Raw genomic sequence first — 23299 nt, 5'->3', positions numbered from 1 at the left:
CGAGGAGGAAACCGAAGTGGCAGTCAAGGAACCGAGCATCACCGCTTCCCCGAACCGTGGGCTCGCGCTGACCGTGGGCGCGGTCCTCTTCGTGTGGGGCATCCTCGGCTTCTTCTTCGCGGCCGACGGCGACCCGGGCTTCTTCAGCCGCCAGGGCGGGATGCTCTGGAACGCGTTCGGAGTGAACCCGCCGCTCGCGCTCATCTGGGTGATGCTCGCCGCGGTCCTGCTGATCACGGGCCTCGGCACCACGATCGGCTCCCGGAACGGCAACACCCTGGTCGGAGTCGTCCTGGTGGTCCTCGCCCTGTACGGATTCGTGTTCGGCAACACCTCGGCGAACATCTTCGCGCTCAACACCACGGACAACGTGTTCCACGCGATCGTCGGTGTGATCCTGCTCCTCACCGCGTTCGGCGCCGACAAGGAGAACATCCGCGCGCTCCGTGCCGAGCACGCCCGGGTCTGACCCGCGCTGCACGTCCCGACGCCCCGTCTGCCCTCGTGGCCGGCGGGGCGTCGTCGTCTTCGCGCCGCGGGGGCGCACCGTGCGAGCTTCGCGGGACGGGCGAGCATCACGCACCGTGCGAGCTTCGCGCTTGGTGCGAGGATGACGGTCCGGTGCGAGACTGCAGCGTCGCACCGGACGACGAACGCTGCACCACGTGTCGAACCTCGCACCGTGCGCTCGGCGTCGGCACCCGCTCGGCGTCGGCGACCGCTCAGGCGTCCGCGTCGTCAGGCGTCGTCGTCGGCAGCCGAGGGGGCCGGCGCAGCCTCGAGCTCGGTCGCCACGACCCGGGGCGCCTCGGACATGAAGCGCCGGACGTCGAGGTCCACGATGATGTCCTGCGGGCGCAGCGGCCGGGTCAGGTAGAGCCCCTCGAGCGAGGTCAGCCGAGACAACGCGACGTACGTCTGCCCGGCGCTGAACACCCGGTTGCCGAGGTCCACCACGGCACGGTCGTAGGTGCTGCCCTGCGACTTGTGGATCGTCACGGCCCAGGCCAGGCGGAGCGGGAACTGCTGGAACTCCCCGACGGTGTCCTTCTTGAGTTCCTTCTTGTCCGGGTCGTAGGAGTACTTGAACTTCTCCCACACGGACGGCTGGACCTCGAAGGTCTCCCCGTCGACGTCCACCCACACGGTGTCGCGGATGCTCGTCACCTTGCCGAGCGTGCCGTTGACCCAGCGCTGGTCGGGGTCGTTCCGCAGGAACATCACCTGCGCACCGGGCTTGAGTTCGAGGGCCTCGTCCGCGGGGAAGTTCCGTCCGCCGAAGTCGCCGTTCACATCGGCGCGCGCGGTCTTCAGCTTGCCGGGCAGCCGTTCCAGCGCCGCCTTGTTGATCCGCGCCACCGTGTCGTTCCGGGTCGCGAGCGTGATGGCGTCGTCGGGGGCCGGCCGGGCTCCGGCGGCGTTCAGCTGTCCCGCGACGTCAGCGGTCACCCGCCCGTGCCGCACAGCCGTGAGCATGGCGGCGAACGCGTCGTCGCGCTGCCGGTGGACGGTGGCGAGCTCGATGATGTTGAGTTCCGCCTCGAGCCAGACCTTCGCGTCGAAGAACCACATCGACCGGTAGTGGTCGGTGAAGTAGGCGCGCTCGTCGCCGTCGCCCGGCACCGGCGGCAGCTGGTACGGGTCGCCGAACATCACGACCTGCACGCCGCCGAACGCCTCGAACTGCCGCCCGCGGGCCTTCCGCAGCGACCGGTCCATCGCGTCGAGGAGGTCGGCGTTCACCATCGAGACCTCGTCGATCACGAGGGTGTCGATCGTGTTGAGGAGCTTGCGGGTCTCCGGCCCCTGTCGGAGCTCGGCGTCCGCGATGAGCCCGATCGGCAGCCGGAACAGCGAGTGGATCGTCTGCCCGCCGACGTTGAGCGCGGCGACACCGGTCGGCGCGCAGATGACGACCTGCTTCTCGGTGTTCCACGACAGGTGGTTCAGGAGGGTCGACTTACCGGTGCCCGCACGCCCCGTGATGAAGACGTGGTCGCGCGTGTGCTCGATGTACTCGAAGACCGCGCGCTGTTCGGCGCTGAGCTCGACGCTCATCGTGTGCCTGCTCCCACGGTCGGTTCGCCGGTCGCTTCCCCGGTCACGACCGCGGCGGATGCCCGGTCACGCCGCAGGCGCAGCAGCACCACGACGACGACGGCCACCAGGACCACGACACCGGACACCACGAGCACGACCCCGGCGTGCGCCTGGTCGACGAGGGGATCCGGCCCCCACGTGCGTCCCATCGCCCCGAACCACGAGGCCTGCAGGAGGCCGAGCGGCCCGCGCATCGCGATGCCGAGCGACACGAGTCCGGCGGCGACGACCACCCCGCCGACGATCCGGACGAGCGCGGCGGACAGCGACGCACGACGGGCACCGGCGGCGACCGGTGTCAGCAGCGTCGGCACGGCGAGCAACCCGACGAGCAGGAACACGGCGTCGAACACCGTGCGCCCGGTCGAGTCGCTCACGGACCAGTGCACCGCGTCGGTCGCGAAGAACGCCCACCAGAGGGCGGCGAGGAACACGATCGCCGGGAACGGCTGGACCAGGTACCGCACGGCCGCGTTGTCGAGCAGGACGCCGGTCCACTCGCGCACACCGGTGCTGTCGTCGTCACGCGGGTGCACCGCCGCGCGGATGAGCTGCACGGGCGCCGCTGCCCAGACGAGCGCCGGCACGACGAGCCCGAGCAGCAGGTGCGCTCCGACGTTCGCGGAGACGAGGAAGCGGTCGTAGGTGTGGAGCGAGCCCGAGGTCGCGACGACCAGCGACACGAGGGCGATCCCGGCGGCGACCGTCCGACCCACCGGCCACCGCACGCCGCCGCGCCGCAGCCGGACGACACCGGCGACGTACGCCGCGGCGAGCAGCACCGCCGCCATCAGCCAGAACAGGTCGATGTTCCACGCCGTCAGCCAGCCCCAGGTGCCGGGCGCGTGCGGCAGGGTGTCGTCCGTGAGGATCTCGGCCGGGGACGGGTCGGTCGTCTTGCTCAGGGCGATCTGGTCCACCGGCGTCGCCGTCCGGCCGAGCGCTGCCGCGAACCCGCTGGCCACGCCCATCACGGCGAGCTCCACCACGATGAGGGTCCAGAACGGGCGTCGCCGCGCGGGCGCCTCGGTGAGTGATCGGATCGCGCGTCGGCGCTGCAAGACGCCGAGGACCCCGAGCGCGACGATCGCGGCGGTCTTCACGAGGACGAGCACCCCGTACTCCGTGAACAGGTTCGAGAACGCGCCGACGCGGATCTGCGCCGATGCCACCCCGGAGACCGCGACGAGGACGAAGCAGCCGAGCGCGATGCTCGAGTACCGGCCGACGACGAGTGCCAGCCGATCCCCGGCGATGACGGGCCGGAGCAGCACGAGGAGCACGAGCCCCCCGACCCAGAGCGCCGCCCCCACGAGGTGCAGCCCGAGCGCGATGACCGCGGCGTCGTGACTGGCCGTGCCCGCAGCGTGTCCCTGCTGCGCGAGCGGGAGGAGGCCGATCAGCGAGATCCCGGCGGTCAGCGCGACCATGCCGCGGGACCGCACGGCGAAGCACAGCACCGTGACGACCGCCGCGACGAGGACGGTGACCAACCAGGCGAGCCCGAGGTCCGTCCCGGTGAGGAACACCCCCATCGACTGCCCGAACTGGTCGTCGAGGCTGACCTTCGACCCGGCGACGCTGAGGAAGGTGAAGAACGTCGTGACCGCCGAGGCAACCGTCCACACACCGGCGGCACCGGCAGCGACGTCGATCGCGCGGTTCCACTCGGGCGCTGTGCGGGAGAGACCGACGGTCGCGAGGGCCAACCCACCGATCGCCGCCGCGGCGGACAGATCGACGACGAGCCGGGCGATCGGGAGTCCGAAGCGGACGAGTGCACCGGGGTCGGCGATGAGCGCGGCGTTCGCCCCACCCCCGATGACGAGTGCGACGAGGAGTGACACGAACCCGACGAGCAGCAGCACGGCGGGGCCGGCGATGCGCGCGATCCGATTCACCCGTCAAGCCTAGGCGCTGCCCCACCCGGCCACGGAATCCGCCGGACCGACCTGTGGAACAGGAGTCGCGCCTCCAGGCTGTGGAGAACCGGCCCCGGGAACGACGAAAGGGACGACCGAAGCCGTCCCTCTCGTGCGCGGAAGCAGTCTTACTTGACGGCAGCCTTGAGCTTCGAGCCGGCGCTGACCTTGACCGAGTCGCTCGCGGCGATCTCGATGGCGTCACCCGTCTGCGGGTTGCGGCCGGTACGAGCGGCGCGGTGGGTCTTCTCGAAGGCGATCCAACCCGGGATCGTGACCTTGGTGCCGTCGGCAACCGAGCTCGAGACGACGGAGAAGAGCGCGTCGACGACGCCGTTGACGGTGGCCTGGCTCTGGCCGGACTCAGCGGCGACGGCAGCGACGAGCTCGGTGCGGTTCAGGGACTTGTCAGCCATGGATGTCCTCCTCGGACTTCGTGCAGTATCGGTCGGACGACGTGTCGTCCGGCGCCCGGAGCGGGTGCCCCGTGCCTCGGTCCCAGCGGACGTGAAGCCCTGCGGAACCGGAGACGAACGTACCAGCCACCAGGGACGAAACCTGCCGACTCGCCCGGATTTCCGGGGTTGTCGGGGTATCAGCGGGACAGAAGTGACCGATGTGACGAAGATGTCCCCCGAACTGGCGAGGAGCGACGACACAACGGCGAACGCCCCGCCACCACTGGGGTGACGGGGCGTTCGCGGGAGTGCGTGCTTACCAGGAGCTCTTCGTGATGCCCGGCAGCTCGCCACGGTGGGCCATGTCGCGGAAGCGGACACGGCTGATGCCGAACTCACCGAGGTGGCCACGGGGGCGACCGTCGATGGCGTCGCGGTTGCGGTAGCGGACCGGCGACGCGTCGCGCGGGAGCTTCTGCAGACCGACACGGGCGGCCTCACGCGACTCGTCGGTGCCGTTCGGGTCCACGAGGGCCTTCTTCAGCTCGAGACGACGCTCGGCGTAGCGCGCGATGATCACTGCGCGCTGGTTGTTCTTCGCGATCTTGCTCTTCTTCGCCATGCTTAGCGCTCCTCACGGAAGTCGACGTGCTTGCGGATCACCGGGTCGTACTTCTTGAGCACGAGACGGTCCGGGTTGTTGCGACGGTTCTTCTTGGTCACGTAGGTGAACCCGGTGCCCGCCGTGGAGCGGAGCTTGATGATCGGACGAACGTCCTGACCCTTCTTGGCCATCAGATCTTCTCCCCACGGGCGAGGAGATCCTTGACGACGGACTCGATGCCGCGTGCGTCGATCACCTTGATGCCCTTTGCGCTGAGCGTGAGCGTGACGTTACGACGAAGCGAGGGCACGTAGTACGTCTTCTTCTGCACGTTCGGGTCGAAGCGACGCTTCGTCCGGCGGTGCGAGTGCGAGATGTTGTGTCCGAAGCCGGGGGTGGCTCCGGTCACCTGGCACACTGCTGCCATGGTTTCCTCCTGAGGTACCGTGCGACCGATCGGCCGCACCCAAGTTCACTTGCCTGGCACGCACGCGCACGACCACGGATGGTGGTGCGAGGGGGTTGTGCGCGCCGCCCAGACCCGCGACCCCTGTCGAAGGAGACGTGAGCACCGCGCGACCGCGGCGTTCGCGACGGTCGGAGGGCTTGGAACAACGGGTCCCACGCGCGAACGCAGAGGACCAGGGACCTACGTTACGCGACGACCGGGCGTGTCGCAAGCCGGGCCCGTCAGCCTGGAGGCTCGGGTCGGCGCCGTCGCGCGGCCGACGTTCCGCAGGTGGTCCCGCTCACCCCCGCCGCTCCGCAGGTGGTCCCGCTCACCCCCGCCGTTCCGGCAGCGCCACCGGCGACAGCAGCAGGGACACTTCGTGCCGGATCCAGTACAGCCCCGTCTCGCGGCGCTCGGCCCGGGTCGCGAACCGGTAGCGGAACACCCGCGCCCGCACCCACCGCGGCCGTTCGCCGTCGAACGGGTCGTGCGCCAGCAGCCGCAGCGTCGGCCGATCCGCTTCGAGCAGCCGCAGCACGAAGACGCGGAACCACCGGTCGTCCACACCGAGTGCGAGGAACCACATCAGCCAGTCGAGCCGCAGGTGGTAGGGGGCGAACTGCGCCGGACGGCGACGCGGGTCGCCGGGCTTGCCGCGGAACTCGTACGGCCGCCAGTCCTCCTCGAACGGGACCTCGGCCGTCGTCCCCTCGACGATGACCTCGTCCCGCTGCTGCGTCACGCTGCCGAACGCCCCGTACGCGTTCGCCAGGTGCCACCGGTTGAACGACGCGTTCATGAGCTGTCGCCGGGACACCAGGTTCTTCGCGGCCGGCCACGACAGCCACGCGAGCAGCAGACCGACCGCCACCGTCACCGCGACGAACGACACCGGGGTCGCCGTCGGGCCGTCCGTGACCACAGGCTCCAGCCACGGCAGCACCGTCGCCACCGAACGATCGTCGACCGCGGCGAAGGTCAGCACGAGCGTGATCCAGTTCAGCCACGCGAAGTTGCCCGACACCACGAGCCACAGCTGCGTCAGCAGGACGAGGCCCGCCGCGACCGAGGCCACCGGCTGCGGGGCGAACAGGAAGAACGGCACGACGAGTTGGACGAAGTGGCTGCCGAGCGTCTCGAACCGGTGCACCGGCCGGGGCAGCAGGTGCGCCGTCCGCGAGACCGGGTTCGGCATCGGCTGCGTCTCGTGGTGGTAGTACAGCGCGGTGAGGTCCCGCCAGCTCCGGTCCCCGCGCATCTTGATCATCCCGGCGCCGAACTCCAGGCGGAACACGAGCCACCGGAGCGCGACGAACACCACGATCGGCGGGGCGACGTCGTCCGATCCGAGGAACGCCACCGTGCAGAGCGCCTCGACGAGGAGGGACTCCCACCCGAACGCCCAGAAGGTCTGTCCGACGTCGGAGATCGACAGGTACGCGAGCCACAGCGCCAGGAAGCAGAGCATCGGCACCCACCACGGCGCACGCTGCGGCAAGCCGACGACGAGCGTGAACGAGACCACCGCTCCCCCGCCGGCCAGCACCCGGAGCCGCCGGTCCGTGTACCGCCACCAGCGCCAGACCACCGGCAGCCGCTGCGCGTACGGACGCTGCATGAAGCGCGGGACCGGCAGGAGCCCGTGCTCCCCCACGAGTGCTGGGAACTGCGCGATGGCGGAGAGGAACGCCAGGCAGGCGATCGCCGCGACGCCGCGCTGCAGGACGAACCGGGCGACGTCGTACTCGGACGCGCCGGCCCACTGGGTCCAGGCTGCGAGGTCCACGGGGCGGAGGCTACCCCGGCGATGCCGGGACCCTACGGCGCTTCGGTCGGCTTCGGCGTGAGCGCCTGCACCATCAGCTCGCCGAGCTGCTCCGGCGCCGTGAACATCGGCCAGTGCCCGGTGTCGAGCCCGACGATCGAGAGGTCCTCGGTCGCCACGAGTTCGGCCGCCCAGGTCTGGTGGTCGGCGACCATCGTCGCGAGGTCCGTCGCGGGGATCTCGCACGTGATGATCGTCGCCGGGATCGTGTGCCGCGCGGCGTCGGAGTAGTGGAACCGGTCGGACGGCACCGAGGCCGGCTCCGGGATTGCTCGGTGCTCGAACGCCTCGCGCAGTTCCGGCGTCATGCCGCGGAGGGTCGCCGGCTCCCAGACGTCCCACGAGGGCAGCGGGACCGTGCCGTCGACGACCGGCAGCTCGTCGTTGACGCACCCGCCCTCGGGACCGGGGAACGTGTCGACGTACAGCAGGTGCGCGACGAGCGAGGGGCGCTGGTCGGCCGCCATGTAGGCGATCGGTCCGGCCCCGGAGTGGCCGGCGAGGACCACCGGTTCCTCGGGGGTGGCGACGTCGTCGAGCTTCTCGACGAGGGCTGCGACCTGCTCGTCGAGGGTGTCGCCGTCACGGGTGACTGCCTCGACCGAGTGACCCGCTGCGCGGAGCACGGGGGCGACGTCGTCCCACGCGCTCGCATCGAGCCAGAAGCCGGGCACCAGGATCACGTGCATGCGCCGGACGCTACTCGCTGCCGCCGACACCCGCGCGGGCCGCCGTGCACGCGGCGCACTCGCCGAAGATGTCGACGACGTGACTGGCGTTCGAGAACCCGTTCGCCGCCGCGACCTCCTGCGCCCACCGCTCCACCGGATCCGCCTCGATCTCGACGGTCCGGCCGCAGTTCCGGCAGATCAGGTGGTGGTGGTGCTTGTCGGTCGTGCAGGCCCGGTAGAGCGACTCGCCGTCCTGCTGGAGCGAGTCGGCGTCTCCCTCGGTCGCCAGGTCGGAGAGCGCCCGGTACACCGTCGCGAGCCCGATGGTGGAGCCGTCGTCGCGGAGGTGCTGGTGGAGTGCCTGGGCGCTGACGAATCCCTCGGTGCTCGTCAGGGCGGTGCGCACCGCTTCGCGCTGCCAGGTGTTCCGCTTCGGTTTCTGCACGGCGTTCACGCGGTGGCTCCTTCCTTGCGGCCGGCGTCCTTGCGGCCAGCGTCCTTGCGGCCGGCGTCCGACCCCTGGTCGTCGGTGGCCTGGAGGCGCGGTGCACCCCCGTCGTGCTGGTCGCGGTCCGCCACCCGGTCGCGCCCACGTCGGTCCTTCCGTCCGCCGACGACGCGGCAGACGACCCAGATCGCGAACGAGATCGTCGTCACGTAGGGGCTGATCGGCAGACCGCCGCCGAGGGCGAGCAGGATGCCGCCGACCACCGAGGTGACGGCGAACACGGTCGACAGGATCGGCACGACGACCGGGTGCGAGCTGAGTCGGAGCGCCGCAGCCGCCGGCGTGACGAGCAGCGAGAGGACGAGCAGTGCGCCGACGATCTGCACCGACACCGCGGTGGCGAGTCCGAGGGCGAGCATGAACACGAGCGCGAGGGTCCGCACCGGCACCCCTGCGGCAGCCGCCACGTCGGGGTCCACCGACGAGAACATCAGCGGGCGCCAGATCACCAGGAGCGTGGCGACGACGATCGCGGCGATGACGATGAGGAACGCCAGCTGGGGGTTGTCCACCGAGACGATCTGCCCGGTCAGCAGCCCGAACTTGTTCGCCGCGCGCCCCCTGTACAGCGCGAGGCAGAGGATGCCGAGCCCGAGGCCGAACGGCATGAGCACCGCGATGATCGAGTTGCGGTCACGCGCCTTCGAGCCGAGCAGCCCGATGAGGAGCGCCGCGATCACGGACCCGACGAGCGAGCCGGTGACGACGTTCACGCCGAGGAGCAGCGACGCCGAGGCCCCGGCGAACGAGAGCTCCGAGATGCCGTGGACCGCGAAGGGCATGTTCCGGGCGACCACGAACGGGCCGATCAACCCACCGACGATGCCGAGCACCGCGCCGGCCCAGATCGAGTTCTGCACGAGCACGACGAGCTCGCCGTAGTCCTGGAAGGAGAAGATCGTCGACCAGACGTCCATCAGATCCGCCCTTCGTCGGGTGCCGGCGCGTGCGGGTCCGGGTCGCAGTGGTGGTCGTGCGCGGCTTCGTTCGCCCCGACGATGACGATCCGGCCCATGGTCCGGACGACGTCCACGGGGGTGCCGTACAGGTCGGAGAGCACGTCGGCACGCAGGACCTCGTCGGGCGAGCCGATCCGGAACCGACCGCCAGCGATGTAGAGGACCCGGTCGACGACGTCGAGGATCGGGTTGACGTCGTGGGTGACGAACAGCACCGCGGCGTCACGCTGGCGGCGCTGCCGGTCGATGAGCTCGGTCACCCCGCGCTGGTGCCGCAGGTCGAGCGAGATGAGGGGCTCGTCGCAGAGCAGCAGGGCCGGGTCGGCGGCGATCGCCTGCCCGACGCGGGTGCGCTGCTGCTCGCCGCCGGAGAGCTCGGCGACGGGTGCGTCGGCGAACGCCGTGGCGCCGACCTCGTCGAGGATGCGGTCGATCCGGGCACGCTCGGCGCGGCTGGCGGGCACGATCCCCCACCGCGCGCCGGTCACGCCCTGCGCGATCATGTCCCGCGCCCGCAGCGGAGTGCCCGCGTCCATCAGCCGCTGCTGCGGGATGTACCCGATCCTCCGGTGGCCGCGACGGACGGGCTGGCCGAGGAACGACATCGTGCCGCTCGTCAGCCGCTGCTGCCCGAGGACGGTGCGGAGGAGCGACGTCTTGCCGGCGCCGTTCGGACCGAGCACCGCGACGAACTCGCCCGGCGCGAGGTCGAGGTCGAGGTGCGACCAGAGCCGGCGCGCACCGTACGAGAGCTCGGCGTCACGGAGCGCGAGCACGGCGGAACCGCCACTGCCCGGAGCAGTGGCGGTTCGCCGGGGAGTCTGGACCGCGGTCACTTCGTCAGCGCCGCCTGGACCGCGTCGATGTTCGCCTGCTGCCACGAGACGTAATCCTCCCCCTTCGGGAGCGTCTCCGTGACACTGACCACCGGGGTGCCGTTCTGCTGGGCCGCCTTCTTGACCTGTTCGGTCTCCGGGCTGGAGGTCTGGTCGTTGTACGCGAGCAGCTTCACGGTCGTGTTCGTGAAGAGCTTGAGGGTGTCGTTGAGTGCCGCCGGCGGGACGTCGTCGCCCTCCTCGATCGCCTCGGAGAACGCCTCCGGGGTGACGTTGTCGAGCCCGATCGCGTCGAACAGGTAGCCCGGCACCGGCTCGGTGTACGCCACCTCCTCGCCGTCGTACGTCTTCTTGAGCTCGGCGGTCTTCGCTTCGAGCCCCTCGAGCTTCGTGGTGAGGGTGTCCGCGTTCTTCGTGAACGTGCCCTTGTCGTCGCCGTCCAGCTCGCCGAGGCGCTTCGACACGTCCGCGACGAGCTTCACCATCGTCGGGTAGCTGTAGAAGACGTGCTCGTTGAACTCGGAGTCGCCACCCTTGTCGAGCCCGGAGAGCTTCACGACGTTGATCGTGTCGGCCTTGGTGCTCGACGCGTCGGCGAGGGTCGTCATGAAGTCGTCGTAGCCGCCCCCGTTCTCGATGAGCAGGTCCGCCTTCGACACCGCGAGCTGCGTCTTCGCGCTCGACTCGAACGAGTGCGGGTCCTGCGACGGGTCGTCGAGGATGCTCGTGACCGAGACGTGGTCGCCGCCGATCGCCTCGACGATCGAGCCGTACACGTTCGTGGAGGCGACGACCCGGATGGTGCCGTCGGCAGAGGCGTCACCGGACGCGGACGAGGTCGCGCACCCGGTCAGCGCGAGGGCAGCGGCGCCGGCGACGAGCGGCAGGGCGAGGAGGCGGTTGTGCATGGCTCCGAGCGTAGAGCTAGATGATAACGATTGTCAAAACCACGTAGGTTGGGGTCCAGAGACGACGGACGGGAGGCACGGTGCCAGCTGGCACCGTGCCTCCCGTCCGTCGGGGATGCGCGATCTAGGCCTTCGTGGCCGCCTGGATCGTGTTCTCCGCGATCGTGTCCTCCTCGCGCCCGGGGGTGCGGAGGTTCCACTTCTTGATCACGAAACTGAACAGGAAGTAGTAGACGACCGCGTACCCGAGCCCGATCGGGATGAGCCAGATCGCCCCGTCCGCCTTGCCGAAGTTCAGGACGTAGTCGATCGCGCCGGCCGAGAACGAGAAGCCGTCGTGGATCCCGAGCGCGTTCACCAGGGCGAGCGAGGTGCCGGTGAGCACCGCGTGGATGACGTACAGCGGGAACGCCACGAACATGAACGAGTACTCGAGCGGCTCGGTGATGCCGGTCACGAACGAGGTGAGCGCGGCCGAGATCATGATGCCGCCGACGAGCTTGCGGTTCTGCGGCTTGGCGTTGCGCCAGATCGCCAGGGCACCGGCCGGCAGGGCGAACATCATGATCGGGAAGAAGCCGGTCTGGAAGATGCCCGCGGTCGGGTCGCCCGCGAGGAAGCGCGGGATGTCGCCGTGGACCACGGTTCCGGCTGCGTTGGTGAAGCTGCCGAGCTGGAACCACGGGAAGAAGTTGAGCAGCTGGTGCAGCCCGACGGGGATGAGCATGCGGTTCGCGAACCCGAAGATGCCGCCACCGATGACGGCGTTGTCAGCCACGGCCGTGCCGGCAGCGGTGAGGGCGATGTCGAAGTACCGGTAGACGAAGGACATCAGGACCGCGATGATCAGGCCGGCCGCAGCGGTCAGGATCGGGACGAGACGCCGACCAGAGAAGAACCCGAGGAAGTCGGGCATCTTCGTGCGGTGGAACTTCTCCCACATGACCGCCGAGACGAGGCCCATCACGATGCCGCCGAGGACACCGAAGTTGATCGTGGCCTGGTCGCCGTTCGCGTCCTTCACACCGGCCAGGACCACGGGCGACATGACTGCGAACACCTGGTACATGACCATGTAGCCGACGACCGCGGCGAGCGCCGTGGTGCCGTCCGACTTCTTCGCCCAGCCGATCGCGATGCCGACGGCGAAGAGCAGCGGCAGCCACGTGAAGATCGCCTGGCCGGCGGCCGAGATCACTCCGGCGCCGGTCTCGAAGCCGGGGATCGCTCCGAGGAGGTCCGGCTGCCCGATGCGGTTGAGGATGCCGGCGGCCGGCATGACCGCGATCGGCAGGAGCAGGCTCCGGCCGAGGCGCTGGGCGTTGGCGAAGAAGCGGGACTGCTTCTTCGGAGACTTCTTCTCCGGCACATCCGTGGCAGTCGCAGTGCTCATCGGAGTTCCTCTCGTCATTGGGTGGAGCTTGTCGGGGTGAGTTGAGTCGTGCAGCCGGCGCAGGTAACCTCGGCGGTGTTCACCAGGTCCGGTCCTGTCCGGTCATGACCAGTTCCGTAGTCTGTTCCGAGACTGCGCGCATGTCAACCTGGTACGTGAACCCTTAACGAGGAGGAAACGATGGCCGACATCAAGGCAGCCGACATCATCGCCGCGCTCGGTGGCGCCGACAACATCGAAGAGGTCGAGGGCTGCATCACGCGCCTCCGCGTCGAGGTGGAGGACGGCGACCTCGTCGACAAGGCCGCGCTGCAGGCTGCGGGCGCTCAGGCCGTCGTCGGTGGCGGCACCGGCTGGCAGGTCATCGTCGGCACCGTCGCGGACAACCTCGCCCAGGACATCCAGGACGAGCTGTGACGGCGGTCCGGACACCGTTCGCAGGCCCGGTCGTCGCGCTGGCCGACGTGCCGGACCCGGTGTTCGCCGGTCAGCTCGTCGGTGCGGGCGTCGCGGTCGACCCGACCGGCATCGAGGGCGCCGTCACCGCGGTGGCCCCGGTCGACGGCTCGATCGTGAAGCTGCACCCGCACGCGTTCGCGCTGCAGGGCGCCGCGGGCACCGACGTCCTGGTGCACGTCGGCATCGACACCGTGAAGCTCTCCGGCGAGGGCTTCGAGCTCCTGGCTGCCGAGGGTGACACGGTCAGCGCGGGCGACCCGATCGTCCGGTTCACCCCCTCGGTGATCTCGGCCGCCGGCTACTCGCCGATCTGCCCTGTCGTGGTGCTCGGCTCCGCGCCGGACTCGGTCGCCCAGGACACGGTCGGGACGACCGTCCGCGACGGCGACACCCTCTTCACCGCGTAGTCGCCCGCCGGGCGCACCACGCGCCTCCAGGCCCCCCGCGAAAGCGACAGTCTGCTGCCGGAACCCGGCGGCACACTGTCGCTTTCGCGTACCCAGCCCCCGGCCGGCCCCGCCGTCCCCAGCCCGGCGTGCCCGCTGGGGCTAGGCGACCGCCTGTGAGGCGGTGACCTCCATCTGCACCCGGTACCGGTCCGACCGGTACCACGAGCGGGTGTGCTCGACGGGACGGTCGCCGGCGTAGGACACCCGGTCGAACTCGAGGACCGGAGCGCCGGTCTTCGTGCCGAGCAGCGTCGCGACGTCGTCCGCCGCCGGGTTCGCAGCCACCGTCTGCTGCGCCCGGTCGATCGGGGTGCCGTACTCCGACGCGATGATCGAGTACACCGACCCGGACAGGTCGTGGTCGAGGAGCCCCGGGAACGCGTCCGCCACGAGCCAGGCGTCGTCGATCGACACCGGAGCGCCGTCCGCCATCCGGAGCCGCTTCACGTGGAAGGCCGACACTTCGGGGTCGAGCCGCAGTGCCGCGGCGGTGTCCGACGGCGGCACCTTCTCCTCGCGGACGAGCACGACCGTCGTCGGCACGTGCCCCATCGCCCGCATCTCCTCGGTGAAGGACGCGAGGTGGAGGGTCGACTGCACGGGACGGTGCGCCACGAAGGTCCCCTTGCCGCGCACCCGCTCGAGGTAGCCCTCGTTGACGAGCTGCCCGAGCGCCTCGCGCACCGTGATCCGGGACACCCCGTACTCGGCGATGAGCTGCCGTTCGGAGGGGATCGCCGCACCGGGGGCGAGCCGCGCGGTCGCGAGGTCGAGGAGGATCTTCCGCAGCTGCTGGTGCTTCGGTTCGGCACCCTCGGTGATGCGCGTCATGGGTCCCTCGTGCTCCGTCGCTGGTCGTGCGGGTGGTCATGCGCGGACATGACCAGTGCACCTCACAGTAGCGAGTCACCTTCGGAACGCCAACGTGCATGACAAGATGACGGCCGTGACAACCGTGGTGATCGTCGACGACGAGACGCTCGTCCGGTACGGCTTCGAACTCATCCTCGGCGCCGCGCCGGACATCGACGTCGTCGCGACCACCGGGGACGTCGACGCCGTGCAGGTGATCCGGGAGCACGCCCCGGACGTGGTGCTGCTCGACGTGCGGATGCCGCGGGTGAACGGGCTCGAAGTGCTCCGCGAGCTGCGGACCCTCCCCGAGCCGCCCGCGGTCGCGATGCTGACCACCTTCGACACGGACGAGTACGTCGGGCAGGCGATGGAGCTCGGCGCAGCCGGCTTCCTGCTGAAGGACACCGACCCCGAGGGCCTCGCCGAGTACGTCCGCGTGCTCGCCCGGGGCGGGGTCGTCCTCGCACCCGGCGTCGACCGGACGCGGCTGTTCGCCGCGCGGCCACCGCTGGAGGTCCCGCCGATCAGCGACCGGGAGCACGCGGTGCTCCGACTCGTGGCGGACGGCGCGAGCAACCCCGACATCGGCCAGCGGCTCGGCGTCAGCACCGGCACGGTCAAGGAGGACGTCCGAGCGCTGCTCGCCGCCTTCGGCGTCCCGACCCGCGTCCAGCTCGCGCTCCGCGCCGCCGAAGCGGGACTGCTGGATGGCTGAGCGGGTGACGGCCGCCCGGCTGGGGCGGGTGCTCCGTGCGACCGACGGGAGGCTCGACCGCCTCGTCGACGCCGGCCTGCGCTGGGTGCGCACCCACCGGGCACCCTGGTGGCTGGTCGACGTGCTCTTCATCGCGGCCGCCGTCGCGGACGCCGTGCTCGACATCTCCGGAGCGACGACGCTCGAGACGTGGCTGTCCCTGGTCGCCGCCGCAGCACTCCTCCTGCGCCGCCGGTTCCCGGTGCTCGCGTTCGCGTTGACGATGCCCGGGCTGTTCGTCGGGTCCGCCGTGGTGGCCGCCAGCGTGGCGCTGTTCACCCTCGGGGAGCGCACCGACCGTCGCTGGCTGATGCTCCTCGCGGCGCTGGTGCAGTTCATCGGGTTCAGCGGGTTCGTCGGACCGCCGCAGACCCTCGACGAGATCGTCGTCAGCGTCGTCTACGCCCTCATCTTCGCCCTCGGACCGCTCGCCGTCGGGCTGCTCGTGCAGACCCGCGCCCGGCTGACCGAACAGCTCGTGGAGTCCCGCCGCGCCCGCGAGGACGAGCGCCGACAGGCCGCCGCCGTGGCCCTGTCCCGCGAGCGGGCGCTCCTCGCCCGCGAGATGCACGACGTCGTCTCGCACCAGGTGACCCTCATCGCCGTGCAGGCCGGGGCGATGCAGATGGCCGGACGCGACGAAGCCGAGCGCGGGTTCGCCCGGACGATCCGGCAGCTGTGCGTCGTGACGCTGCAGGAGCTGCGCGAGATGGTGCAGGTGCTCCGGGCGTCCGGTGGCACCGACCGCGAGATCGCCCCGCAGCCGGTGCTCGCCGACCTGCCGCGGCTCATCGCCGAGAGCGGTCTCGAGACGAGCACCACCGTGGACCTGCCGGACACCCTCGCGCAGCCGCTCCAGCGCGCCGTGTACCGGTTCGTGCAGGAGGGCCTGACGAACGTCCGGAAGCACGCCCCCGACGCGACCGTCCGGGTGAGCGGGCGGATCCACGGCGAGCACGTGCTCGTCGACGTGGTGAACGGTCCGTCCCGCTCCGACCGGCTCGAACTGCCCGGGTCCGGGCTCGGTCTGATCGGGCTCGGAGAGCGGGCGTCGCTGCTCGGCGGGAGCATGGAGTCCGGCCCGCAGCCGGACGACGGGTTCGCCCTGCACCTGCGGCTTCCGGTCGAGCACGTCCCCGCACCGCCGCCCGTCTGACTCCGTCGCCGACACCGGGTCATCCTGCGGGCCAGTCGCGATGGCCGATCGGCCATCCGGGTTCACGCCGCGGGTCGATGACGGCGAGCCCGCACTCCGCTGGAATCGGGAGCGTGGCACCAGCATCGCTCGTCGGACGTCTCCGTCGCTTCCCGGTCTCCGTCGTCGTGACCCTGGCGGCGGTCGTCCTCGTCGTCACCGCACGCATGGCGCACGCCGAACCCGACTTCCCGCACCACCCGCCCGTCGCCTGCCTCGCACTCGCCGCCGTGGTTCTGACGACCATGCTCGCCGAACGGTCCCTCGGGTCCGTCCGGACGCTCGTCATCGGGGTCGCCGCGCCCACCCTCGCCGTCCTCGGGACGCTCCTCACCGTCACGATCGGGTCCGCCCTCGGCGAGGCCCACGCCGAGTTCGCCGTCGGGCAGCCGCTCTTCGCACCGTCGACGGTCGCGGCGGCCCTGCTCGGCGCCGCGTCGGCGGCCATGCCCGCGCAGCACCGCTGGCGCACCCGCGCCGCGCTCTGGACCGTCGTGCTGACGCTCGTGCTCTTCGCCGGTCACGGATCGGACCTGGCTCGTGCCCTGGCGACCCTGCTCGGGACCGCAGCCGGCGCGTTCGTGGTGCGCCGCGCCTCCCGTCCGGACCCCCGCACCACGCGCGACACGGTCAGCGCACGGACGGCCGTGGTCGCGACCCTCATCGCGCTCGGCGCGGGCACCCTGGTGACCCTCGTCGTGCCGGACCCGGACGGCGTGCTCTCGCTCTTCGCCGACGCCATGAGCGACCGCGCCGTCGTCGTGGTCGGGCTCCTGCTGCTCTGCTCGGCGTGGCTCGTCCAGCGTGGGCGACGCTCCGGGATCGTCCTGGCCGTCGGCGTGCTCCTGACGCTCACCGCGGTGCTCGCCGACGTGTTCCTCATCGAGCCGATGACGGACGACTCGGTGCAGTGGCAGGGCCTCGGGCTCGACGCGATCGAGTGGCAGGTCACCCTGCTCGGCGCCTGGCTCGTCCCCGCCGCCGTCCTGCTCGTCGTCGTCGCACTGCGCGGCACGCTCGTGCATGCCCGCTTCCGCGCCGCCGGGACCAGCCGCGCCGACCTCGTCGAGATGCTCCGCGACGGCGACGCCGGCACCCTCGGACACATGGGCACCTGGCGCGGCAACGCGACCTGGACGCACCCGGGCGGACTCGGCGCCGTCGCCTACCGGGTCCACGGCGAGGTCGCGCTCACCGTGTCCGACCCGGTGTGCGCCGCAGCCGACCGAGCCGAGGTCGTCGCCGACTTCACCGCCTCCTGCGAGCGGAACGGCTGGATCCCGGCCTTCACGAGCGTGCACGAGCCGATCCGCGAGATCCTCGCGGCCGAGGGCTGGACCGCGGTGCCCGTCGGCGTCGAGTTCGTGCTCGACGTCTCGGCGTTCGACCTGCGCGGCAAGAAGCGCCAGGACCTCCGGACCGCGTCGAACCGCGCCGACCGGGAGGGCACCCGCGACGAGTGGACCACCCTCGACGCCCTCGACCCCGACCGCCGTGCCGAGGTCGAGGCGATCTGCACCCGCTGGGCCGCCGACCGTCGCCTGCCGGAGATGGGCTTCACGCTGGGTGGGTTCCGCGAACTCGACGACCCCGACGTGCGGCTCATGCTCGCGGTCGCCGCAGACGGCCACGTCACCGCGGTGACGAGCTGGCTCCCCGTGTACGAGCACGGCGCGCTGACCGGCTGGACGCTCGACGTGATGCGCCGTGGTGAGGACGGGATGCCCGGGGTGATGGAGTTCCTCATCGCCCGCACCGCGCTCCGAGCCCGCGACGCCGGACTCACCACCATCAGCCTGTCCGGCACGCCGCTCGCCGCCCACCCCGGCGCGCGGTCCCTGGTCGCGCGGGGCTCGATGCTGATCGCCCGGGTGCTCGAGCCCGTGTACGGGTTCCGGTCGCTGCAGCGCTTCAAGGAGAAGTTCGGCGCGCGACACGAACCGCTCTGGATCGTCGTCCCCACCCCGCTGCACGTGCCGCGGGTCGCCCGGGCACTGGCCAACGCGTACGTCCCCGGGCTGCGGCCGAAGCACCTGTGGGCGCTCCGGCAGGCGCACCGGGCGGCAGCGACCGGACCGGTGTCGGTGCGCGCATGAGCCCGACCGAGTGGCTGCTGGCGACGCAACTGCAGGCGCCGTCGAAGCTCGTGCCGACCGACGTGGCGTTCGCGGTGCTCGGTGTCGCGGTGCTCCTTCCGGCACTGCGACGCCTCCGCGACCGGTCCGCCTGGCGCTCCGTGGGCGTCCGGGCCGCGATCGCCGGCGGAGCCGCCGTCGTCGTCCTCGTCGTGTGCTGGTTCGTCAGCGACGTGCTCGACGTCTTCGGCGTCGCCCTCAGCCCGGTCACCCGGATGTGGAGCGCCGTCGCGGCCGCTGCCCTGGCGCTCGCGGTCACCGGCATCGTGCAGGGCGGTCGCGGTCGCCGGGTGCTCGCCGCCGTCCTCGTGCCCGCCGCGCTCCTCGTCCCCGCCCTCGGCATCAACGTCGAGTTCGCCAAGTACCCCACCCTCGGCACCGTCGTGCAGAGCGACCCCTACCCGGCACTCGACCTCGACGCCGCCCCCGCGACGACGATGCCCACCGTCGGCGAGGTCCGCACCGTCGACATCCCGGGCGCCCGGTCCGGGTTCCCGGCCCGGCCCGCCGTCGTGTACCTGCCGCCCGCAGCCCTCGTCCGCGACCCCGCGCCGCTGCCCGTCGTCCTCGCGTTCTCCGGGCAGCCCGGCGCCCCCAGCGACATGTTCACCGCCGGGCAGATGGGCACCGTCCTCGACGCCTACGCCGCCGCACACCACGGCCGCGCGCCGATCGTCGTGTCCGTCGACCAGCTCTCCGCCCCAGGGAGGAACACGATGTGCGTCGACTCGACCCTCGGGAAGGCGGCGACCTACGTCACCCGGGACGTCCCCGACTGGCTCAGACGGCACCTGCCCGTGACACCCGACCGCCGCGCCTGGGGACTCGCCGGGTTCTCGCAGGGGGCGACCTGCGCGATGCAGTTCGTCTCCGCTCACCCGGAGTCCTTCGGGGCCGCGCTGGCGATCTCGAGCGAACGGCAGCCGATCGACCAGAACCCGCAGCACAGCGCCGACCAGGCGTTCGGTGGGTCCGTCGCCGCCTGGAAGGACGCCGCACCGATCGCCCAGATGCGGGCGAACGGGCTCGACGGGCACGCACTCTGGCTCACCGCGGGGTCGTCGGACCGGCAGTTCAGCGAGAACGCCCGGGTGCTCGGGGCCGCGGCACGCAAGGCGGGGGCCCGGACGGACATCGCGTTCGCGCCGAAGAGCGGCCACGACTGGAACACGGTGCAGTGGTCGCTCCGCACCGACCTGCCGCTCGAGTCCGACGCACTGTTCGGGGCGCTCTGGTGAGGCTCGTGGTGCTGGCGATCGTCGTCCTGGTGGCGATGCTGCTGCTGAGCGTCGGGCCGGCGACGGTGGCGCCCGTCGCGGTGGTCGTGCTCGTGCTGGCCGTGGTCGCGGTGGGGCTGTGGGGAGCAGCCGGGCCAGGAGCGGCAGGCCGGGGCGGAAGGGGCCAGTCCGGGCATGAACGGTCCCGGCGTGAACGGTCCTGACTCGATCGGGTCGATCGCCGGTGGCCCGGGCTCGCGTGGACATAGCGCCGGTGGTCCAATGCCCGGCCGGTTGGACTGAGCGCGCCCGACGCCCTCAGGCGTTCGCGACGAGCCAGGCCCGCTGCGTCCGTGACAGCGCACGGTCGGCCCAGACCTGCCGCTCGACCCCCGCCGGCAGCGCGGCGGACGTGGAGCCCTGCCAGACGAGCGAGAGCCCCGCGCGTTCGAGCACAGCGGCAGACGCCGGGTTGTTCGTCAGCACCCGACCGGTGATCGGCACGACCGGCGCGATCTCGTGCGCCGCGGACACCGCCGCCCGGGCGATCTCGGTCGCGTAGCCGTTGCCCCAGGATTCTGGGCGGAGGCGGTAGCCGAGGTTCCAGACGCCCGCGGCCGTCATGTCGACGCCACCGACACCGAGGAACACGTGGTCCGCGGCCGACCGCACGGCCCACGAGCCGAGGCCGTGCCGGGCACGTCCGCCGATCTTGCGCTGGACGAGGTCGACGCTGGCGTCCTTCACTGTGTGGCGTCCGGTCGGCAGGTGGGTCCACGTGCGCGCGTCGGAGAAGACCCCGTGCACGTCGTCGATGTCCGCCGGGGTGAGCGGAGTGAGCAGGAGGCGATCCGTTCGGATCTCCTGCGCAGGCATCAGGAGCTGGTGGACCATGGGTCGATCATCCCGCTGCCCACCGACATCCGGGTGAACGGCGCGCGACGATGCAGTACTCCGGCGGAAGTCCGCAACGTGCAGGGATCAGTCGAGCAGCAGCGCCGGCTCCTCGAGCACCGAGGCGACGTCGTGCACGAAGCGCGACGCCACGTCACCGTCGACGACCCGGTGGTCGAACGACGCACCGATGGTCGTCACCATGCGCGAGCGCACCTCGCCGTCGACGACCCACGGCTTCGGCTTGATCGTGCCCATGGCGACGATCGCGACCTCGCCGGGGTTGAGGATCGGGGTGCCCGTGTCCATGCCGAACACGCCGATGTTCGTGATCGACACGGTCCCGTTCGCCATCTGCTTCGGCGTGGTCTTGCCGTCGCGGGCGGTCAGGGTCAGCTCCTCGAGGGCCTGCGCCAGCTCGAGCAGCGACATGTCCTGCGCGTCCTTGATGTTCGGCACGATGAGCCCGCGCGGGGTCGCCGCGGCGATGCCGAGGTTCACGAAGTGGTGGACGATGATCTCGCGGTCGGTCCAGGTCGAGTTAACCGAGCGGTTCCGGCGGACGGCCCAGATGACGGCCTTCGCGACGATGAGCAGCGGCGAGACCTTCACGCCGGCGAACGTCGGCGAGGCCTTCAGACGCTTGACGAACTCCATCGTGTGGGTCGCGTCGACGTCGACGAACAGCGACACGTGCGGCGCGGTGAACGCCGAGGTCGTCATCGCGGTCGCGATGGCCTTGCGGACGCCCTTGACCGGGATCGTCTCGCTGCGCACCTCGCCCCACTCGGGCGTCTCGATGTTGCGGAAGACGCTGGCCTGCTTGGCGTGGCGGATGACGTCGTCGCGGGTGACCTCGCCCGCGAGTCCGGTCGCCACGATCTCGGTCAGCTCGACGCCGAGGTCCTTCGCGAGCTTCCGGATCGGCGGCTTCGCGAGGACGTTCGTCGCGACGCTCTGCTTGTGCGCGGGAGCGGAGCCCTGGGCGGTGATCGCCTGGGCGGTGCTGTCCTCACCGGGGTCGACGGCGGCTTCGGCTGCAGCTGCGGCGTCCACACTGGAGGCGCGGCTCGCCTCGGCCGCGAGCGCTGCGGCCCGGCGGGCGCCCGGCTTGCGGCGGGAGGGCGACGACGTCGCCGAGCCGTAGCCGACGAGGACGGCGCCGGAGGACTCGTCGGTTCCCTGAACGGTCGCGTCGACGGCGACCGGCTGGACCGGCGCCGCCGGCGCGGCGGCAGGGGCAGGCGTTGCCGGTGCGGGGGCAGCGGCGCGTGCCGGCACCGCCGCGGGAGCGGGCGGGGTCTGCGCGACCGGGGCCGACGGGGCTGCAGGGGCCGGCGGGGTGGACGCGACCACGGGCGAGACGGGTGCGGTCTGGGCGACGGGCGCCGCGCCTCCAGGCTGCTCGACAGGCTGTTCCGCAGGCGGCGTGAGGGCCGCACCGGAGGCGACCGACGCGTCGGAGTCCACGCGGATGATCGGCTTGCCGACCTCGACGGTGTCGCCCTCGGACACGAGCAGCCCGGTGACGGTGCCGGCGAACGGCGACGGCAGCTCGACCAGCGACTTCGCCGTCTCGATCTCGACGAGGACCTGGTCGACGGCGATCTCGTCCCCGATCGCGACGCGCCACTGCACGATCTCGGCCTCGGTGAGACCTTCGCCCACGTCGGGCAGGGGGAATTCGGCGGCGGCCACTACGGCTCCTTCGCGGATCTGGTCGTGCTCGGTCGGACGGGTCAGTAGGCGAGGGCGCGGTCGACGGCCTCGAGGACGCGGTCGGCGTCCGGCAAGTGCAGGTGTTCGAGCTTCGAGACCGGGAACGGCACGTCGAACCCGGAGACCCGCAGCGGCGGTGCCTGCATCGTGTAGAACGCCTTTTCAGCGACCGTCGCGGCGATCTCGCTGCCGACGCTGACGAAGCCGGAGGCCTCTTGCGCGATGACGAGCCGACCGGTCTTCCGGACCGATGCGAGCACGGGCTCCCAGTCGATCGGCGAGATCGAGCGGAGATCGATGACCTCGCAGCTGGTGCCCTCGGACTCGGCGATGTCAGCGGCCTGCATCAGCGTCGCGACCATCGCGCCGTGCCCGACGAGGGTGACCTCGGTGCCGGTGCGGGCGACCCGGGCCGTGTGCATCGGCACGTGACCGTCGACCAGGTCGACCTGACCCTTCGGCCAGTAGCGGGACTTCGGCTCGAGGAAGACGACCGGGTCCTTCGAGGCGATCGCTTCCTGGATCATCCAGTAGGCGTCGTTCGGGGTGCTCGGGCTGACGACGCGGAGACCCGGAGTGTGGGCGAAGTACGCCTCGGGGGACTCCTGGTGGTGCTCGACGGCACCGATGTGGCCGCCGTAGGGGATCCGGATCACCACGGGCAGCGACATGTGCGCCGGCAGCCGGTTCGCCATCTTCGCGAGCTGCGACGTGATCTGGTCGAAGCCCGGCCAGACGAACCCGTCGAACTGGATCTCGACGACCGGACGGTAACCGCGCAGGGCCAGGCCGATCGCGGTGCCGATGATGCCGGCCTCGGCGAGCGGAGTGTCCCGCACGCGCTCGGGGCCGAAGCGGTCCTGCAGGCCCTCGGTGATGCGGAAGACGCCGCCCAGCTGGCCGATGTCCTCACCCATCAGCAGGACCTTGTCGTCCGCCTGCATCGCAGCGGCGAGCCCGGCGTTCAGGGCCTTCGCCATCGGCAGGGTCGGGGTGGGGTCGCTCGGGACCTCGCCGGCGCCCGGGTGGGAGCGCAGCGTGTAGTCG

Annotated in this window: 25 protein-coding genes; 8 read left to right on the top strand and 17 right to left on the bottom strand. The window is 71.3% G+C overall.

Annotated elements, in window-relative coordinates; all coding sequences use genetic code 11:
• Positions 1-16: 16 nt before the first annotated feature.
• On the top strand, positions 17-469 hold the full coding sequence (locus BLT36_RS18615; protein ID WP_175529493.1) for a DUF4383 domain-containing protein: 453 nt from the start codon (positions 17-19) through the stop codon (positions 467-469).
• A gap of 269 nt (positions 470-738) precedes the next feature.
• Here BLT36_RS18615 and BLT36_RS05075 read toward each other — a convergent pair whose 3' ends face one another.
• The 13 genes from BLT36_RS05075 to BLT36_RS05015 form a co-directional block, all read right to left on the bottom strand.
• On the bottom strand, positions 739-2058 hold the full coding sequence (locus tag BLT36_RS05075) for an ATP-dependent DNA helicase (protein WP_092092486.1): 1320 nt from the start codon (positions 2056-2058) through the stop codon (positions 739-741).
• Complete coding sequence (locus BLT36_RS05070) at positions 2055-4001, bottom strand: bifunctional copper resistance protein CopD/cytochrome c oxidase assembly protein (RefSeq protein WP_092092484.1); 1947 nt, start codon at positions 3999-4001, stop codon at positions 2055-2057. The genes BLT36_RS05075 and BLT36_RS05070 overlap by 4 nt, the downstream gene beginning before the upstream one ends.
• Before the next feature lie 149 nt (positions 4002-4150).
• Complete coding sequence (locus BLT36_RS05065; protein ID WP_017886454.1) at positions 4151-4438, bottom strand: HU family DNA-binding protein; 288 nt, start codon at positions 4436-4438, stop codon at positions 4151-4153.
• Between the two features lie 298 nt (positions 4439-4736).
• Positions 4737-5042 carry a 30S ribosomal protein S14 gene (rpsN, locus tag BLT36_RS05060; protein ID WP_071293225.1) on the bottom strand — a complete coding sequence of 102 codons (306 nt, stop codon included), beginning with the start codon at positions 5040-5042 and terminating at the stop codon, positions 4737-4739.
• Between the two features lie 2 nt (positions 5043-5044).
• Entirely contained in the window at positions 5045-5215 is a 171-nt protein-coding gene (gene rpmG, locus BLT36_RS05055; protein ID WP_022908193.1) for a 50S ribosomal protein L33, read from the bottom strand.
• Positions 5215-5451: a 50S ribosomal protein L28 gene (rpmB, locus tag BLT36_RS05050; protein WP_022903747.1), complete on the bottom strand. Its 237-nt coding sequence runs from the start codon at positions 5449-5451 to the stop codon at positions 5215-5217. The genes rpmG and rpmB overlap by 1 nt, the downstream gene beginning before the upstream one ends.
• 352 nt (positions 5452-5803) lie before the next feature.
• Positions 5804-7261 (bottom strand): lipase maturation factor family protein, encoded by a 1458-nt coding sequence (locus tag BLT36_RS05045; protein ID WP_092092482.1) that lies wholly within the window; start codon positions 7259-7261, stop codon positions 5804-5806.
• Positions 7262-7293: 32 nt separating this feature from the next.
• A complete protein-coding gene (locus tag BLT36_RS05040; protein ID WP_092092480.1) occupies positions 7294-7989 on the bottom strand; it encodes an alpha/beta fold hydrolase in 696 nt (231 codons plus the stop codon).
• 10 nt (positions 7990-7999) lie between these two features.
• Positions 8000-8425 carry a Fur family transcriptional regulator gene (locus tag BLT36_RS05035; protein ID WP_092092478.1) on the bottom strand — a complete coding sequence of 142 codons (426 nt, stop codon included), beginning with the start codon at positions 8423-8425 and terminating at the stop codon, positions 8000-8002.
• Positions 8422-9396 (bottom strand): metal ABC transporter permease, encoded by a 975-nt coding sequence (locus BLT36_RS05030; RefSeq protein ID WP_254787335.1) that lies wholly within the window; start codon positions 9394-9396, stop codon positions 8422-8424. The genes BLT36_RS05035 and BLT36_RS05030 overlap by 4 nt, the downstream gene beginning before the upstream one ends.
• Positions 9396-10214, bottom strand: coding sequence for a metal ABC transporter ATP-binding protein (locus BLT36_RS05025; protein ID WP_217638261.1), 819 nt, complete (start codon positions 10212-10214; stop codon positions 9396-9398). The genes BLT36_RS05030 and BLT36_RS05025 overlap by 1 nt, the downstream gene beginning before the upstream one ends.
• A 56-nt stretch (positions 10215-10270) precedes the next feature.
• The gene (locus tag BLT36_RS05020; RefSeq protein WP_092092473.1) at positions 10271-11182 is read right to left on the bottom strand and encodes a metal ABC transporter solute-binding protein, Zn/Mn family; all 912 of its coding nucleotides are present in this window, start codon (positions 11180-11182) and stop codon (positions 10271-10273) included.
• A 124-nt stretch (positions 11183-11306) separates the two neighbouring features.
• The gene (locus tag BLT36_RS05015; protein ID WP_092092471.1) at positions 11307-12575 is read right to left on the bottom strand and encodes a PTS transporter subunit EIIC; all 1269 of its coding nucleotides are present in this window, start codon (positions 12573-12575) and stop codon (positions 11307-11309) included.
• A gap of 180 nt (positions 12576-12755) precedes the next feature.
• Between BLT36_RS05015 and BLT36_RS05010 the strand changes: the two genes are divergently transcribed.
• Together BLT36_RS05010 and BLT36_RS05005 are read left to right on the top strand one after the other, a co-directional pair.
• Positions 12756-12992 (top strand): PTS sugar transporter subunit IIB, encoded by a 237-nt coding sequence (locus BLT36_RS05010; RefSeq protein WP_071253138.1) that lies wholly within the window; start codon positions 12756-12758, stop codon positions 12990-12992.
• Positions 12989-13441, top strand: a complete 453-nt coding sequence (locus tag BLT36_RS05005; RefSeq protein ID WP_092092469.1) for a PTS sugar transporter subunit IIA — start codon at positions 12989-12991, stop codon at positions 13439-13441. Before BLT36_RS05010 ends, BLT36_RS05005 begins: the two co-directional genes overlap by 4 nt.
• A 141-nt stretch (positions 13442-13582) precedes the next feature.
• Here the strand turns inward: BLT36_RS05005 and BLT36_RS05000 are convergent, their stop codons facing one another.
• Positions 13583-14314 (bottom strand): GntR family transcriptional regulator, encoded by a 732-nt coding sequence (locus BLT36_RS05000; protein WP_092092467.1) that lies wholly within the window; start codon positions 14312-14314, stop codon positions 13583-13585.
• 106 nt (positions 14315-14420) lie between these two features.
• Between BLT36_RS05000 and BLT36_RS04995 the strand changes: the two genes are divergently transcribed.
• The 5 genes from BLT36_RS04995 to BLT36_RS04975 all read left to right on the top strand — a co-directional run bounded on the left by BLT36_RS04995 (position 14421) and on the right by BLT36_RS04975 (position 19863).
• Positions 14421-15053: a response regulator transcription factor gene (locus BLT36_RS04995; RefSeq protein WP_092092465.1), complete on the top strand. Its 633-nt coding sequence runs from the start codon at positions 14421-14423 to the stop codon at positions 15051-15053.
• Positions 15046-16248: a sensor histidine kinase gene (locus BLT36_RS04990; protein ID WP_092092463.1), complete on the top strand. Its 1203-nt coding sequence runs from the start codon at positions 15046-15048 to the stop codon at positions 16246-16248. The genes BLT36_RS04995 and BLT36_RS04990 overlap by 8 nt, the downstream gene beginning before the upstream one ends.
• Positions 16249-16361: 113 nt before the next feature.
• Positions 16362-18383 (top strand): bifunctional lysylphosphatidylglycerol flippase/synthetase MprF, encoded by a 2022-nt coding sequence (locus BLT36_RS04985; RefSeq protein WP_175529492.1) that lies wholly within the window; start codon positions 16362-16364, stop codon positions 18381-18383.
• Complete coding sequence (locus tag BLT36_RS04980; RefSeq protein ID WP_139166369.1) at positions 18380-19660, top strand: alpha/beta hydrolase; 1281 nt, start codon at positions 18380-18382, stop codon at positions 19658-19660. Before BLT36_RS04985 ends, BLT36_RS04980 begins: the two co-directional genes overlap by 4 nt.
• A gap of 5 nt (positions 19661-19665) precedes the next feature.
• Positions 19666-19863 carry a hypothetical protein gene (locus tag BLT36_RS04975; RefSeq protein ID WP_139166368.1) on the top strand — a complete coding sequence of 66 codons (198 nt, stop codon included), beginning with the start codon at positions 19666-19668 and terminating at the stop codon, positions 19861-19863.
• A 94-nt stretch (positions 19864-19957) separates the two neighbouring features.
• On the opposite strand, the gene BLT36_RS04970 is transcribed toward BLT36_RS04975, so the two are convergent.
• The 3 genes from BLT36_RS04970 to BLT36_RS04960 form a co-directional block, all read right to left on the bottom strand.
• A complete protein-coding gene (locus BLT36_RS04970) occupies positions 19958-20533 on the bottom strand; it encodes a GNAT family N-acetyltransferase (RefSeq protein WP_092092456.1) in 576 nt (191 codons plus the stop codon).
• 87 nt (positions 20534-20620) lie between these two features.
• Positions 20621-22231, bottom strand: a complete 1611-nt coding sequence (locus tag BLT36_RS04965) for a dihydrolipoamide acetyltransferase family protein (protein ID WP_092092454.1) — start codon at positions 22229-22231, stop codon at positions 20621-20623.
• Between the two features lie 41 nt (positions 22232-22272).
• Entirely contained in the window at positions 22273-23232 is a 960-nt protein-coding gene (locus BLT36_RS04960; RefSeq protein ID WP_092094337.1) for an alpha-ketoacid dehydrogenase subunit beta, read from the bottom strand.
• Between the last annotated feature and the right edge of the window lie 67 nt (positions 23233-23299).

Origin of the sequence: Curtobacterium sp. UNCCL20 (genome assembly GCF_900101675.1) — a bacterium.
In the GTDB taxonomy this organism is placed as follows: Bacteria; Actinomycetota; Actinomycetes; order Actinomycetales; family Microbacteriaceae; genus Curtobacterium.
Note: the sequence above shows the minus strand (reverse complement) of the source record. Positions and strands in the feature narration are given on the sequence as shown.

Coding starts and splice junctions, on each gene's coding strand:
- BLT36_RS05075 (WP_092092486.1), bottom strand. CDS start 2,058: ATGAGCGTCGAGCTCAGCGCCGAACAGCGCGCGGTCTTCGAGTACATC.
- BLT36_RS05065 (WP_017886454.1), bottom strand. CDS start 4,438: ATGGCTGACAAGTCCCTGAACCGCACCGAGCTCGTCGCTGCCGTCGCC.
- rpsN (WP_071293225.1), bottom strand. CDS start 5,042: ATGGCGAAGAAGAGCAAGATCGCGAAGAACAACCAGCGCGCAGTGATC.
- rpmG (WP_022908193.1), bottom strand. CDS start 5,215: ATGGCCAAGAAGGGTCAGGACGTTCGTCCGATCATCAAGCTCCGCTCC.
- rpmB (WP_022903747.1), bottom strand. CDS start 5,451: ATGGCAGCAGTGTGCCAGGTGACCGGAGCCACCCCCGGCTTCGGACAC.
- BLT36_RS05040 (WP_092092480.1), bottom strand. CDS start 7,989: ATGCACGTGATCCTGGTGCCCGGCTTCTGGCTCGATGCGAGCGCGTGG.
- BLT36_RS05030 (WP_254787335.1), bottom strand. CDS start 9,396: ATGGACGTCTGGTCGACGATCTTCTCCTTCCAGGACTACGGCGAGCTC.
- BLT36_RS05020 (WP_092092473.1), bottom strand. CDS start 11,182: ATGCACAACCGCCTCCTCGCCCTGCCGCTCGTCGCCGGCGCCGCTGCC.
- BLT36_RS05015 (WP_092092471.1), bottom strand. CDS start 12,575: ATGAGCACTGCGACTGCCACGGATGTGCCGGAGAAGAAGTCTCCGAAG.
- BLT36_RS05010 (WP_071253138.1), top strand. CDS start 12,756: ATGGCCGACATCAAGGCAGCCGACATCATCGCCGCGCTCGGTGGCGCC.
- BLT36_RS05000 (WP_092092467.1), bottom strand. CDS start 14,314: ATGACGCGCATCACCGAGGGTGCCGAACCGAAGCACCAGCAGCTGCGG.
- BLT36_RS04995 (WP_092092465.1), top strand. CDS start 14,421: ATGACGGCCGTGACAACCGTGGTGATCGTCGACGACGAGACGCTCGTC.
- BLT36_RS04990 (WP_092092463.1), top strand. CDS start 15,046: ATGGCTGAGCGGGTGACGGCCGCCCGGCTGGGGCGGGTGCTCCGTGCG.
- BLT36_RS04980 (WP_139166369.1), top strand. CDS start 18,380: ATGAGCCCGACCGAGTGGCTGCTGGCGACGCAACTGCAGGCGCCGTCG.
- BLT36_RS04970 (WP_092092456.1), bottom strand. CDS start 20,533: ATGGTCCACCAGCTCCTGATGCCTGCGCAGGAGATCCGAACGGATCGC.
- BLT36_RS04960 (WP_092094337.1), bottom strand. CDS start 23,232: ATGGCGAAGGCCCTGAACGCCGGGCTCGCCGCTGCGATGCAGGCGGAC.